The 15,097-nt window shown below is 31.4% G+C and carries 12 protein-coding genes; 7 read left to right on the top strand and 5 right to left on the bottom strand.

The annotated features are described in order from the left end of the window. Window positions 1-59: 59 nt before the first annotated feature. The 4 genes from AC15TD_RS13350 to AC15TD_RS13365 form a co-directional block, all read right to left on the bottom strand. A complete protein-coding gene (locus AC15TD_RS13350; RefSeq protein ID WP_484452649.1) occupies window positions 60-1,991 on the bottom strand; it encodes an erythromycin esterase family protein in 1,932 nt (643 codons plus the stop codon). Between the two features lie 63 nt (window positions 1,992-2,054). Continuing rightward, window positions 2,055-2,819: an exodeoxyribonuclease III gene (locus AC15TD_RS13355; protein ID WP_484452650.1), complete on the bottom strand. Its 765-nt coding sequence runs from the start codon at window positions 2,817-2,819 to the stop codon at window positions 2,055-2,057. Window positions 2,820-3,469: 650 nt separating this feature from the next. Further along, the gene (gene ftsH, locus AC15TD_RS13360) at window positions 3,470-5,455 is read right to left on the bottom strand and encodes an ATP-dependent zinc metalloprotease FtsH (protein WP_484452651.1); all 1,986 of its coding nucleotides are present in this window, start codon (window positions 5,453-5,455) and stop codon (window positions 3,470-3,472) included. After that, the gene (locus AC15TD_RS13365) at window positions 5,436-5,750 is read right to left on the bottom strand and encodes a carboxymuconolactone decarboxylase family protein (RefSeq protein WP_484452652.1); all 315 of its coding nucleotides are present in this window, start codon (window positions 5,748-5,750) and stop codon (window positions 5,436-5,438) included. The genes ftsH and AC15TD_RS13365 overlap by 20 nt, the downstream gene beginning before the upstream one ends. Window positions 5,751-6,056: 306 nt before the next feature. On the opposite strand from AC15TD_RS13365, the gene AC15TD_RS13370 reads away from it, so the two are divergent. The 6 genes from AC15TD_RS13370 to AC15TD_RS13395 all read left to right on the top strand — a co-directional run bounded on the left by AC15TD_RS13370 (window position 6,057) and on the right by AC15TD_RS13395 (window position 12,828). Then, window positions 6,057-6,449 carry a hypothetical protein gene (locus AC15TD_RS13370; protein WP_484452653.1) on the top strand — a complete coding sequence of 131 codons (393 nt, stop codon included), beginning with the start codon at window positions 6,057-6,059 and terminating at the stop codon, window positions 6,447-6,449. 46 nt (window positions 6,450-6,495) lie between these two features. Next, complete coding sequence (locus AC15TD_RS13375; RefSeq protein WP_484452654.1) at window positions 6,496-6,978, top strand: hypothetical protein; 483 nt, start codon at window positions 6,496-6,498, stop codon at window positions 6,976-6,978. An 818-nt stretch (window positions 6,979-7,796) separates the two neighbouring features. Beyond that, window positions 7,797-8,951: a baeRF7 domain-containing protein gene (locus AC15TD_RS13380; RefSeq protein ID WP_484452655.1), complete on the top strand. Its 1,155-nt coding sequence runs from the start codon at window positions 7,797-7,799 to the stop codon at window positions 8,949-8,951. A 32-nt stretch (window positions 8,952-8,983) separates the two neighbouring features. Beyond that, window positions 8,984-9,283, top strand: a complete 300-nt coding sequence (locus AC15TD_RS13385; protein WP_484452656.1) for an HPF/RaiA family ribosome-associated protein — start codon at window positions 8,984-8,986, stop codon at window positions 9,281-9,283. 10 nt (window positions 9,284-9,293) lie between these two features. Further along, entirely contained in the window at window positions 9,294-10,007 is a 714-nt protein-coding gene (locus tag AC15TD_RS13390) for a hypothetical protein (RefSeq protein ID WP_484452657.1), read from the top strand. Window positions 10,008-10,182: 175 nt separating this feature from the next. After that, on the top strand, window positions 10,183-12,828 hold the full coding sequence (locus tag AC15TD_RS13395; RefSeq protein WP_484452658.1) for a cation-translocating P-type ATPase: 2,646 nt from the start codon (window positions 10,183-10,185) through the stop codon (window positions 12,826-12,828). 571 nt (window positions 12,829-13,399) lie between these two features. Here AC15TD_RS13395 and AC15TD_RS13400 read toward each other — a convergent pair. Continuing rightward, entirely contained in the window at window positions 13,400-14,122 is a 723-nt protein-coding gene (locus tag AC15TD_RS13400) for a Crp/Fnr family transcriptional regulator (RefSeq protein WP_484452659.1), read from the bottom strand. A gap of 362 nt (window positions 14,123-14,484) precedes the next feature. Between AC15TD_RS13400 and AC15TD_RS13405 the strand changes: the two genes are divergently transcribed. Beyond that, entirely contained in the window at window positions 14,485-15,051 is a 567-nt protein-coding gene (locus AC15TD_RS13405; protein ID WP_484452660.1) for a DUF4468 domain-containing protein, read from the top strand. The last annotated feature ends 46 nt before the right edge of the window (window positions 15,052-15,097 follow it).

Here is a 15,097-nt window from a genome sequence, read left to right on the forward strand (position 1 = left end):
ACTCAATGTATTTATGATTAATAATTCCTTACTTGTAAACTCTATTGGGTTTTATAAACCTAACCAAATGGATGAGTTTCCAAAAGTTTCGGAATTACATTTTTATGAGTAATAGGTGTAACAGCCTGTGATGTATTGAACCAAATATACTCATCAAATTGTGATGGCAAAACAGCTTTAAAATAATGACTCATGCGTTCAGTTTTTGGTCTATACATGACACCAATAGCCCGTTCTAGTTTTGGAGCATTCAATAATTTTCTTAATTTTTTTCCAGAATCATTTTCTCTTAATGGGAGGGTGAAATTGGCTATTTGAGTTTGGCTACATAAGTTTTCGTAACTACCCAACAAAGAAGGATTCACTTGCATTACTTTCATTTTTTCTCCCCAATTATGAGCTGCTGCAACCGTGCCTTTATGGGTGCCAAAACCTATATGATATGACTTATCCCTAAAATGCTCTTTGCATAAATGACCAATATTTATTTCTCCTCTTGAATACATTTCTGTTGCCAATGCGTTACCAATATGAGAATTGTGAGCCCAAACAACTGCCTTAGTTTGAGGTCCAAAATAAGACAAAAGTGATTTTAAAGTATGAAACATATGAAAGTCACGTAAATTCCATGATTCTGCGCTTCCATAATACATGGCTTTATAATAGCGTTCAGCATCTACAACAACATTAGCATTTTGGTATGCATAAAAATATTCAGGAGAATGATTTAATTTACTTTTATTTTTAAGTAAATCTATTAACATTTTTAAAATCTCTTTCTCGCAACTCATCAACTTATTACTCAATACCATTTGCCCATATTTAGAGGGATCTGACATGTAAGGCATGATACAAGCGTATCGTGCTTTTGCAAGATCAGCCAGATTGATATCAATTTTTTCTAAATAATCAATAACTAAACGTATTGAATTCTCCATTCCATATAAATCCAGTCCATAAAATCCAGCTTTATTTTCATGTTGCTTATTATAAACTCGCAACCATTCAACAAAGTTTAATACTTCTTTATTTTTCCACATCCATTCTGGAAAACGAGCAAAAGGCATCCATTGATTGTGAGAATAATTACCTTTCACATAACTATTTATTTGTTGAGCATCACTCCAGTCGGCTTCGGCACAAACAAAATTAAAACCTTTTTTTTCAATTAGTACTTTGGTAATTTCCTGACGACATAAATAAAATTCTGAAGTGCCGTGAGAGGCTTCGCCTAGCAAAACTACCTGTGCATCACCAATTCTGTCAAGAAGATCATCAACAGGAAATTTGTTAATACCATTAAAAACAATCGCTTTTAGTTTAATTTCATTAATAATTTCTTTGTCAGGAAAATCTTTTGAAGCTATTTCAGGTAAAATTTCTGGATTAGGAATAAAAAAATTATCTCTTAACTTTTCTACTTTAAAATCGGTTTCAGAAACTCTTTGTATAATTTCAAATACAGAATGAACCCAATCCGGACCAACTGGAACTAGTAATTTTCCTTCAACCTTTAATTGCTCTTTTAAATCTTTTGGTACTTCCAAAAACTCTGAAGCTATTAAAATAGTATCAAATGGGGCTTTTTCCTTCCAACCTAAAGTTTGATTGTTCCTTTTAGCGAACACATTAGTAATCCCTATATTCTTCAATACTTTTATAGCCCACTCTGAATATAATTTATGAGCGTCAACCATATAAACTTCTTTATATATTTTAGAGAGAGCAGCCAAAATAAAAACAGAATCAACACCAATAGTTAAAATTTTATCTCCTTCTTTAATTTTTAATTGCTCCAACATTTTAGCAATCACTAAAGTCCTTGCTTCTATAGTTTCAAGTTTAGATCTATCTTCAGTTTCTTGATATGAGGATGTATTGAAATCTTTTAATAAAAACTGAGAAAAAGGGATGTCTTGAAAAGCATTTAGTAATAAAGGTGTTTTTATTCCCTTGCTTTTTAATTGCAGAATCATCTTATTATTCTTCATAACTTATTTCGTTTAGACTTCAATTTAGTAATACAAACTCGTTTTTAAAATGATACCTATCACTTATAAATTAACTTCAAGATTAATAGGACAATGGTCAGACCCATAATACTGCGACAGGATATTGGATGATTTTACTTTATTCCTTAACGTGTTACTAATTAAAAAATAATCAATACGCCAACCTATATTTCTTTCCCTAGCTCTAAAACGATAGCTCCAATACGTATAGGCTATTTCATTAGGATGTAAATATCTGAATACATCTATAAATCCTGAGTGAATCAAGGTTGACATACCATCAATTTCAATTTGAGTATAACCTGCCGTTTTGTTGTAATTGGCTTTGTCGTTTTTAAGATCAATTGGTTGATGAGCCACATTAAAATCTCCAGCAATAATTACCGGTTTTTTCTTTTCAAGATTTTTTAAATAGTTAAGAAAATCTACATTCCATTTTTTTCGATAATCAAGCCTATCCAATTGCTGCCCAGAATTTGGGACATACACATTAACCAAATAAAAAGCTTGATATTCAGCACAAATTACCCTTCCCTCCTTATCATGTTCATCAATACCCATATCGTTTACTATAGTAATAGGTTCTATCTTAGAAAGTATTGAAGTTCCTGAATATCCCTTTTTCTCTGCCGAATTAACATAGATATTATAATTGGACAATTTAGATAAGCTATTATTCACCTCATCACCCTGTGCTTTTGTCTCTTGAATGCACAGAATGTCTGGATCCATTGTTTTTAAATCCTCAAAAAAATTCTTTTTTACAATAGCTCTTAAGCCATTAACATTCCAGGAAATAATGTTCATATTCAGTTATAACATAGTTAAATAATATTTCTAAATCGTCACTTTTAACGACTCAATATCAGCAATAAGCGATTCTAAAAGTTCAAAAAACTGATTGCGTTTTAGAAATATCATTATTTCAGTTCATCCATCTTAATTACGGTCTATAACAGATTCGTTTATGCTATTAAAATACGCTATCTGATTGTCTAATTTAATGACTCTATTTTTTGCTTGTTTTAAATTGGCGCTTTAAGCAAATTATCACTTTTAACAGACTTTAAATTATTCCGATTAGCATTTAAGATTGCTTCTTTTAACTCTAAATTTCTTTTAATAATTGTCTGTGTGTGTTTTTAAAAAATGCACAAGAATTTAGTAAACCATTGCTAGAATCAAAAAAAAGAAGTTTTAAGTTTTTCATATATTTTGTTTTGAAAGATTGAAAACGTCTTTAACTACATCTAAATCCATATTAAAATTATTAAAATCATAAGAGCGGAGAAATGATTTAGGTCAGTGAACATTCCATTATCAAACTGCAAATAATTAAAAAGTTATTAAAAATTGGTTTAATAGAAAAGCACTTTTAATAGCTGTCGAAATAATTTCTTATTTTATTAAAAAAATCAGGATAATGACATATATCAGTTTGATTTTATATTACTCGCCTAACTAATCTTCTTCTTTTTTAATTTATTTTTCTTTTCGTTGTCTTCAAAAAGTTCTAAACCTCGCTCTCCCAATATAGTTTCGAGATCTTCTTTTTCTACTGTTTCCTTTTTTAACAATAGCTGTGCTAATTTTTCTAATTCTGATTTGTGTTTTTTTAAGAGATTTTTTGTTCTTTCATAAGCGGTCAATATTAAATCCTGAACTTCCTTATCAATCAAACGAGCCATATCCTCACTATAGGGTTTTCCTAACATAGATTGGTTCTGACCCGTCGAATCATAAAAACTAAGGGGACCAATCTCTGTATCCAGCCCATAATAAACTACCATAGAATATGCCTGTTTCGTAACTTTTTCCAAATCATCCAATGCACCGGAAGAAATTTCATTAAAAATAATTTCTTCTGCTGCTCTCCCTCCTAAAGAAGCACATATCTGGTCGATAAATTGACCTTTTGTAACAATCTGGCGTTCTTCCGGTAAATACCAAGCAGATCCCAATGATTTACCTCTTGGAATAATAGATACCTTAACCAGAGAATCTACATTTTTTAAATACCAGCTAGAAACAGCGTGACCTGCTTCATGATAAGCAACTATTTCCTTTTCCTTTGGAGAAATTATTTTGCTTTTTCTTTCCAGTCCACCTACAACACGATCTCTGGCTTCTATAAAATCTTCCTGCTCAATGGCTTTCTTTTTTTTACGAGCAGCTATCAATGCAGCCTCATTACAAATGTTAGCAATATCTGCTCCCGAAAAGCCCGGACTTAAGGAAGACAATACATCTATATTAACATTTTTTGCTAATTTAAGACCGCGTATATGGACTCCAAAAATTTCGATTCGTTCTTGTTTATTTGGTAATTCCAGATAAATATGTCGGTCAAATCTTCCAGGGCGCAATAATGCCCTGTCTAAAATATCAGGTCTGTTGGTAGCTGCCAATACAATAACGCCCGTATTAGGACCGAAACCATCCAATTCCGTTAGTAACTGATTTAATGTGCTTTCCCTTTCATCGTTTGCCTGAAACGCATTTACCTTACCTCTGGAACGTCCTACAGCGTCTATTTCATCTATAAAAATGATGCTTGGAGCTTTTTCCTTAGCACGTTTAAAAAGATCCCTAACACGAGATGCTCCTACCCCTACAAACATTTCAACAAACTCTGAACCAGACATGGAAAAAAACGGAACACCGGCTTCTCCTGCTACCGCTTTCGCCATGAGTGTCTTTCCGGTTCCAGGAGGTCCTACAAGCATCACTCCTTTTGGAATTTTTGCTCCGAGTTTGGTATATCGCTCAGGATTCTTAAGAAAGTCAACTACTTCCATAACTTCAGTCTTAGCCTCCTTTAAGCCAGCAACATCATTAAAAGTAATCTTACTCCTTTTGATGGTTTCCGATAGTTTAGCCGTTGATTTTCCAAAATCAAACAACGGATTTGCACCACTTCGTGAAGACATTCTCCTAAATATATAGACCCAGAAAAATACAATCAATAAAAGAGGTAATAACCAGGGAACCAAATCTGTAAAGCTTGTACGCGTAGTGTAAATAACCGTTACTTTATCGTCTGGTGAAAGGTTTTCCTGAGCCTTTTCTAGTTTATTTTCAAAACTATCAACAGAACCTATCTGGATTAAATATTGTGGTCTATAGTTAAACCCAATTTTATCTTTTTTAAATTCTTTGTATTTTGAGTCTTTAAGTCGGTCTGGTTTAATATATATTTCTGCAAGTTGCTTATTTACAATCACAATCTTTTCAACATCCTGTTGGCTTAACATACCACTGTTAAATTCTTTCCAGCCAATTTCCTTTAAATTAGAACTGGGATTGAAAAAAATATATGAAAATAGAAATAGTGCGGTTATAATTATATAGAACCAGCTGATACCAGACCCTCCGGATGGTAATTTGGGTGGTTTTTTCCCTGATGGCTTATATTTATCTTTTTTATTGGGCTTTTGTTTCATTTTTCTCCAAAACTATAAATTGTTCTAAAGCCTCCAAAGCTTCAGAACCATACACAACTGCTGGACCTCCACCCATAAGCACTGCAACTCCTACAGTTTCAATAATCTCTTGAGTAGTAGCTCCAGAACTAAGTGCATCGTGCACATGAAATGCAATACATCCGTCGCATCTCACTGTTATGGCTATTCCTAAAGCAATAAGCTCCTTTGTTTTTGCAGAAAGCACTCCATCTTCGATACATACATTATGAAGAGTATTAAAACTACTCATTACTTCAGGAAGCTTTAATCCCAATTCACTTATTGATTTTGTAATATCATGGTAATTTTTTGAATAATCTTTTATCATTTCTTTAAATTATTAGTTGTCAACATTACTTTTTTTAGATGCTGAACAAATTTATTTTTGATATAGTTTAAAACTATTTAAAATAATCAACCTTCAAAATGACCTATATCATTTCGATTTTATTTTTGTAACATTTTCTTTGTGGTTACATATTTAAAATGATAATCTAAGATTCTGTTTTAGGTGATAGAATTTAAAAATATCTATTACCAGAATGAATGTATTTAATCATTTAACAATAAATAGAAACAGATGACAAAAAGAAAAAAACATCGACTAATTCTACTTGTTGCATTTATGCTCATTTTAGAAAGTTGTGGGCCTGTGGTTTTTTCTTCCAACCTAGAAACCTCTCCTCCTTATTGGTTTTATCCAAACAGAGTTGAAACCATTAGATATGTCTATTTTCCTGAGTATATGATTTATTATGATCTGTCACTTGGAAACTATATTTATTTAAATAATGGAGCTTGGATAACTGTTAAAGTTTTACCTCAGCGGTATAGATTCATCAACCTAAAGCAAAGCCAATTTGTCCGCATAAAAGACTACAGGGGAGAAAATATTTCTAAATACCACAGAGAAAATAATTCAAATAGAAGACAATTAAGTACGAGAACTAATGACAAAAGCAGAAGAAATTAGATGCCTAAAAATATTAAGTAATTGTTTAATTTAAATACATATAGAAATGAAAAAGCTAATAACCCTTTTATTGATGTTTTTAATTATTGGATGTAATAGTCAAGAAAAAGAAAAAAAATCAATAGAAAATGAAAAAGAAGATAGCCTAATTGTTAAACCAAAGGTAAAATGGGACGTAAATAAAGAATACGATGAGTTTGGAAACCTCATTAAATATGACTCTATTTACTCTTGGTCATATTCTAATATTAAAGGAGACTCACTTCGCGTAAATTTAGATAGTATTATGGATTCCTTTAAAGGATATTTTGATAAAAATTTACCTTATCAAGGGCATGATGACTTTGCATATTTTCCTAAAAATGATTCTCTTTTTATGAAGGATTTTTTTAGAGAAGATTACTTTTTTAATAATTGGCAAATGCACCATTCTGAATTAGAAGAAATGATTAAAAGAATGGATTCTTCAAGGAATATTTTTTTAAAGGACTTTTATCCAGGACTAATAGAATCAAAAAAGAAAAACTAATTTACATCAACCCTGTTGCCTTTTTATAATAAAAATATATAATCTGAAATTCTAAAATATATTTTAATTAAGGCAACTTTAAATAGTGGATGTTTATTGTAGTCCGAAAACAGTACAATTTAAAACATCAAAAAAATGAATCAACTTAAATTTAAGATTTAATAACCTTCAAAAGAATGTCATCTTTATTGTTAAGAAAAATAATTAATTATACTTGACATATAACAACGACCATGCTTTTTAAAAAGTATAATTTCTGCTGCATAGTTACTTTTAGTAGGATAAAGTGACTATGCTGTAATTATAAATCTTCCTTAAAAGTGGCACAAATTTGGTTTAATTATAATCCATAACAATAATCAAGAACAAAATACTATGTAAGTTATTATAAACAAACTAAAATTTGAACCTAAAAAGAAGAAATGAATTGTCTACTTCAAATTAAATTATCAACACGTCTACCAAGATTATTTTTTAGCTCATCTACAATAGTGAGTTATTTTTTAACCCTATTATGACGATCCACTTCTACTCTAAATTCTATACTTTCAGGTTCTATCTAAGAGCAATTTAATGAAGTTCTTCACCAGAAAAGAAAAGTAGCTGAATGCAGTAAAAACAATCTGACTAATAATAATATGCTATTAAACTCAGATCAATTATCCTATAGAACGTTTTAACTTTTATCGAGCTATTGAATAGTTGTTTTCATATACTATCTATTTAATTATTTAAACAAACAAAATGCCAGCTGACCTTTGTCATTTCAAAAAGTAACAAAAATTCTTATTTTGGATAATAAACAAAATTTATAACAAATGGCAATAATAACAAAACAGGACATTAAACAACTATCTAATATTCATAGCGCTTTCTGTATCTCAATATTCATTCCCACACATCGAGCAGGAAAAGAAGTGATGCAAAAACTGGATTCAAAAACTTTAAAAAATGAACTAAAAGAGGTTAAAAATAAATTAAGGTTACAGAAATTAAGCTTAAAAGAAATTGATGACCTTGTTTTTCCAATCCAGGAACTTATTGATAATACTGGATTTTGGAGAAAACAGTCCGATGGATTAGCAATTTTTTTAGCTGATGCTCTCTTTAAAAAATATACACTCCCCATTAATTTTGAAGCCTTTAATAACGTTGCAAACTCATTTTACTTAAAACCCCTAATGCCAATGTTTGTAGGTGATGGATCTTTTTATCTTCTAACCCTTGAGTTGGAAGAAGTAAAATTATACGAAATGACCAGACACAGCATTACAGAAGTTATAATCAATGATTTAATTCCAGCACGTTTAGAAGAAAGTGTAGGTTATGATTATAAAGCAAAAAGTCTTCAATTCAGGACCCAAAAAGAAGGTTATGGCGCAGCTGCCTTTCATGGTCACTCGGAATCTGATCGAGATCGTAAAGACGAAATATTAAGACATTTCAGAGCCATAGACAAAGGACTTAAGGCTAAACTTAATGATAAAAAATCACCAATGGTAATCGCAAGTCAGGATTATTTATTTTCAATTTATGCAGAAGTAAATACCTATAAGCACCTTTTAAAAAACCATATTACTAGTGATTCGAAAGAAACCAATACATCTTTGCTGCATGACATGGCGTGGGAGATGATGGCACCATATTTTGATGAACCACGAAAAGAAAAAACTGAACAATTTAAACAATATGAAGGTACTGGCAGAACATCATCAGATATTAAACAGATTGTACCAGCATCATTTCAGGGCAAAATTGATACGCTCTTTATAGAAAACCGGGAAGATATATTTGGTATTTACGATGCTGAAAAGCATAAAGTGGAAATACGCGATAATCAAGACAAAACACATGTTTCACTATTAAATATAGCCGCTATAAAAACATTTTTAAAGGATGGAAAAGTCTATTTACTAGATAAAGAAGATATGCCAAATCCTTATTCAAAAATTAACGCACTGTATAGATATTAATAAAGCACTAATCTAATAAAAGATATAAACGCATGAAATATAACATTCAATTTATTCAAACTCCAATAAGAGAAGCTTCGCGATTATTGGCCATAAAAAAACTGGAAAGCCTCGGCAAAAAGTTTCACTGGATTATAAGAAGTGACGTATTCTTTAAAGAGGAAAAAGATACCTATGGCAAAGGGAAAATATGCGAAATACAATTAAGTGTTCCAGGTTCTAGAATATTTGCTTCTTCAGATGAAGACAGTTTTGAAGCTGCAGTCTCAGAAACAATGCGAGATCTTGAAAAACAACTAAAAACCCGCAAAGACGATATGCAAACTTATTAAACTCGTCACCATGAAAAGAAATAAAAACCCTGCAGCAATCTTTCAAAAAATTATACTAATCGTTCTCAATATTATCATAATAAATGCTTGTCAACCTCCTGTAGTTTTTTCTGAACCACAGCCAGCAGGCAAAAAACAATTAGTTACTATACCAAGACAGTACCAAGGCATATATTGGTGCGAAACAGATAGTGTGACTCTAATCATAAACAAGAATACAATTTATAAAAAGGTAGAATTTGAAACAACATTATCAAAATCTGATGTCAATTCCAATTCAGATTTATTTTTTGAAAACGGAAGGTTATTTTCAAAAGAAATGAATCAATCGTTTCCTGCACAGCTAAAAAATGATTCCATAGTTTCGCAATTAGTCCTAAAGGACACGTTATTTAACATTTCAGAAAAACAGATTGCAAAACAGTTTAAGGGACACCTGATCATAAACAAGCAACTGGAGGACAGATCTTGGGAAGTAAAGGTCGTTTCACTGAAGCAAAAACATATACTAACTATAGCTAAAGCAGAAATCCCGGAAAACTTTCAATTACTTGAAAGCATTACAGATGTAGAAGAAATAACCTATAAAGAAAACAATGAAATAAAGCAGATAAAAATTTCGCCTACAAAAGATGAATTCAACCAAATATTAAAACAAAACTTATTGTTTGATGGTTACTGTAGCGAGTTTAAACGGCTTTCTGCTGCTTCAAAATTATGGTAGTAGTGTCTCATATTTACATTCGTTTTACAAAAACATATAACCGACTGACCTGTATCATTTTTAAGTTGCCTATTCTACACTACTTTAGTTACAAATAGAATGATTACCAAAATGTTAAATAATGACTTTAGTGAAATTTAAAAACCCGTTTTATAGGTATTGACATGATTTCCAAATGATACAAGAACCATATTCACTTACTTTTCAAAGTGTTGCCAAAAAATTAGAAACCGACGTAAACAAAGGGTTAACTAACAAGGAGGTAGCCAAACGGCTCTTAATATATAAAGAGAATGAAATCCTAAAAAAGGGAAAGCAAAATAAGTGGAAAATTTTAATAAGCCAATTCCTCGATCCAATCATTTATATCCTTTTAGCTGCCACACTTTTGGCATTTTTATTTCAGAGTTGGTTAGAAGGATTTGCCATCCTTATTGTTATTTTCATAACAGTAAGCATTGGCTTTTTTATGGAATTACAAGCATTACATTCTTTAGAGGCATTACGAAAAATTAGACAGAAAAAAGTTCGGGTTTTAAGAAATAGTAAAATACAACAGATAAAGGAGTCTAAAATAGTACCTGGTGATATAATTCTATTCGAAAAAGGAGATGTTATAACCGCAGACTCAAGGCTCATAGAGTCTGAAAACTTAACTGTAAAAGAAGCTGCATTAACAGGCGAAAGCGCTCCTATAGAAAAAAATTTAAATCCATTACCCAAAAACACTCCTCTATTCATGCAAGTTAACATGGTTTTTAAAGGGACTGTAGTTCTTAACGGAAGTGCAAGAGCCATTGCAGTTGCAACAGGCATGAACACACAATTGGGTAACATCCAGCAAATGGCAATTGATTCAAAACAGGAACGCACACCACTCGACAAAAAGCTGAATAAATTAAGTAAGCACCTTATTTGGCTTACCTTGCTTTTTGCAGTGATTATAATCATTGGTGGTTATATTAGAGGAAAGGACATGGTGTTAATGATTCAAACGGGAATAGCTCTAGGAGTAGCTACAATTCCTGAAGGCCTCCCCATTGTGGCAACCATTGCATTAGCACACGGAATGTTGAGACTGTCCAAAAAAAAAGTCATCGTAAAAAAATTAGATGATGTAGAAACCCTAGGAGCAACCAACATTATCTGCACCGATAAAACTGGAACACTTACCGAAGACAAAATGAAAGTGCATACACTGGCTTTTGAGGATGATCTGTTTTCGAATGTCGTTGCCAAAGAAGCGGAATTGTTTTCAAGATTAAAACAGAAAGTGGATTTTAATCAGATGTTACTATGTGGAATTGTATGTAATGATGTTAAATTAACATCGCAAAATAGATATGGAGATACAATAGATGTAGCGTTATTAAATTTTGCCGAACGAGCAGATTACAATGTCGAATCTATCAGAAACGACTATCCTGTGGTTAAAAAACTGCCATTTAATACCACACGCAAAATGATGGCCACTGCACATACCAATAAAAATGGATTTTCTGTTTATGCAAAGGGTGCCTTTGAAAGTATTGTAGAGCATTGTGATTATATATTAAAGAATGGAAAACCGGAACCTTTTACAAATAAAAAATCATGGCTTGAGAAAGTAGACGATTTAGCACTACAAGGCTTACGCACGTTAGCTTTTGCCTATAAACAAACCAAAACAAAGCCCGAAAATGATAATTTTTGTAAGCAGCTAATATATATTGGTGTTATCGGTTTTATCGATCCTGCCAGAAAGGATGTTAAATCCAGTATAGATAGTTATAAAAATGCAGGTATAAAAGTAGTGATGATGACGGGCGACCATCCTGGAACAGCAAAAAAAATAGCGCAGGAAATAGGATTGCTTACATTAAGTAATTCTCAAAGCAAGGTTATACTTGGTAGTGATTTTAGGGATATGGCAACCTTGAATGACAATGAAAAGAAACAGTTTCTCAACGCTTCGGTTTTTGCAAGGGTTACACCGGAACAAAAAATAGATATCGTAACATTTCTTCAGAAAAACGACAATATAGTTGGTATGTTGGGTGATGGTATTAATGATGTACCTGCATTACAAAAAGCTGATATAGGAATAGCTATGGGAATTCGAGGTACAGATGCCGCACGCGAATCGGCAGATATTATCCTGTTAGACGATAAATTTACTGCAATCGAATTGGCGATACAACAAGGAAGGGTTATCTTCCAAAATATACGTCAATTTGTAGTCTATCTTTTATCTTGTAATTTAGCCGAAATATTATCTGTTGGTGTTGCAGCAATCTTAAACCTGCCTTCTCCTCTACTGCCATTGCAAATATTATTCTTAAATGTGATAACCGATATTTTCCCAGCTCTAGCTTTAGGTTTAGGAAAAGGTGAAAAGGACATTATGGAATTGCCACCAAAAAACCCAAAAGAACCCATAATGACCAAAAGGCTATGGCAATCTACGTTAATTTATGGTTTAACAATCTGTATCGCTATTCTTGGAATTACTGCCTATTCTTATTTTGTATTGAAACTATCGAGCGTACAAATAAATAATATGGCTTTTTACACACTTATTTGTGCCCAATTACTTAATGTTTTTAATGTGCCTGCACGTCGTTTGTCATTTTTTAAAAATGAGGTTACAACCAATATTTGGGTTTGGATAGCTATTGTAATATGTATTTGTTTAACTCTTTTGGCTTATTTAATACCTTTAGTATCTCAAGCACTTAAATTAACGCCATTGACTCCTAATCAGCTTTTACTAGTTTTAATATTTTCATTTAGTTCTTTGGTAATAGCGCAATTAATTAAGCGATTGGGTGGTACTATTTGATCTATACTTCTGAATAAAAAAATTAATAAAGATTTTTTAAATGTAAGAGCTTCGACAAAACATGGAGGCAACACTATTTGTTTTGTTTTTAAAACACATAATAGTTTAGTTTTAGATTTCTATTTATTTCAAAATTTATAATAGTTAAAGCCAAAATTTAACATAAACGGTTTTTCTATTGATAAATTCCATAATCTCATCTATTACCAATTCACGTCCGTATTCCCGATTTTTGGTGCCTCCAAGAGGTAATCTAGGATTAGATTTAACCAATTCGTTGTGTAAATAGGGAACAATTATTTTTAACTATTTGCCGATACAATATTTGAAGTTTATTTGTTCGACCTGGCTTTACGCAATTTAGACAACAAAAATTTGTAAAAATTAATAAACACAAGACCACAAAGGTAATCAATTAGTTAGGGTGTTTTGTTTTTATATTTAGTCCACAATTACCCCGTTTGAAGATAAAAAACTCAAATACAAAATATACCTGAGTCTTGTTAAGCAGAGCGAATAGAAAAAATATCGAACATTTTAATATTAGGATAATCTTAATCTATAAATGATTTTAAAACTTGTCAAAATTACTAATATTAATTAGGTTCTTCTTGTCAATTATTTTAATCTTTCTGTCCTTTAAATCAATTAGTTTATCACGCTTAAATTCTGATAATGTGCGAATGACATTCGAAGTGGTCATATTTGAAAGTTGTGCAATTTCTGATCGCTTTAAGGGTATATCAATGCTACCTTCAAAATCTTCACCTATGTTTTCTTGTAATATCAGTAGGGAATCAGCCAACCTCGCCCTGAGAGTTTTTTGGGTAAGTGTCACCAGCCTTTGATCAGCTCTTACCAAACGCTCTCCTATATAGCTGAATAACTCCTTATATACACTTGGACAGGAATCCAATAATCGATAAAATTCTTTACTGGAAATTAGACAAATGCTGACATGGTCCAATGCGACCGCCGAAGATTGATATCTAGAACTGGTGGACAAAGCACGAATTCCAAGAGTGTCTGGTGGTGATTTTAAATCAATAATCTGCTCTTTGCCATTATGAGCTAATTGAGTGATTTTGACCTTTCCTTTTTTTAAACATATAAACCCATTTGGGGAAGCACCTTGTTTGAAAATGAACTCACCTGGTGCATAATTTAGTTGATCCTTTTGGTTGGATAAACAACTTAATTGCTCAACATTTAAATGACGGAAAACAAATAAGTTTTGTAGATCACAAGACGCGCATTCAGATTTGATGTTTAGTTTATTAAAAATTGAATCCATATCGTTGGAAATTTAAATTCTAAAAATACTATCCCAAAACAAAATAAGGTTAACAAATGGGTCTTCTTACGCAATGCACTTTCAATAGCGATAATGACTAATGAGTCATTAAGTTACAAAAATTTAGGCCGTTAAGTTACAAATTTTTGTGAAGATAATGTTTTATAACATATTCAGATATGCTTTTATAACATATTCAGATATGTTTTATAACATATTCATTATCAGTTAGATTTAATATTTTTATTTCTGTTAATACTCGTATTAATTTCAATTCATTTCGGGACTTTTAACACTATATAATTCACCTAAGCAATGCTAATTAATTTTCAAAATATCTCTTACATTTTAAAACTATTATTATGAAACACATTTTATCAATTTTGGCCCTTTTTATGAGTATTTATACATTTTCACAAAATCGATTTGTAGTTAGCGCTGAATCACCAGTTTTTCCTCCCAAAGAAGTTTTTATTGAAATTCCTAATTTATCGGTCGAAGATAATTATGAATTAGTTAAAGATTGGCTAAGTGTTAACTTTAATTCTGACGATAATCTTGTCATAGACCAAAAATGCAACAATTTCATAACTCTTGTCTCTACGGTCGATCATTTATATAAGGATAATAGTCATCTTTTTAAAAATGATTATGATGTAAAGTATGAACTAGTATTTCGATGTCTTGATAATAAGATTTGTATAGAAATTAATGACTTTAAAGTTCATTTTCCAGAAACATTAAGCTCAGAAGGATGGGAAAATGTTTCTATTAACTATGAAGATCTTTTTAGAAACAACGGAAAAATAAATATTAAAAAGAAAGAAACATTAGAAAAGTTACAAAACCATTTCAACAAAGTTGTATATGGATTGGAAAACCACATTGAATCTTCCAATACAAGTATAACTTATACCCAGAATAAATAACAAAATTGTATTCAGGATATAATTAATAATTACCTAATAACACTCA

This window comes from Yeosuana sp. (assembly GCF_057126245.1).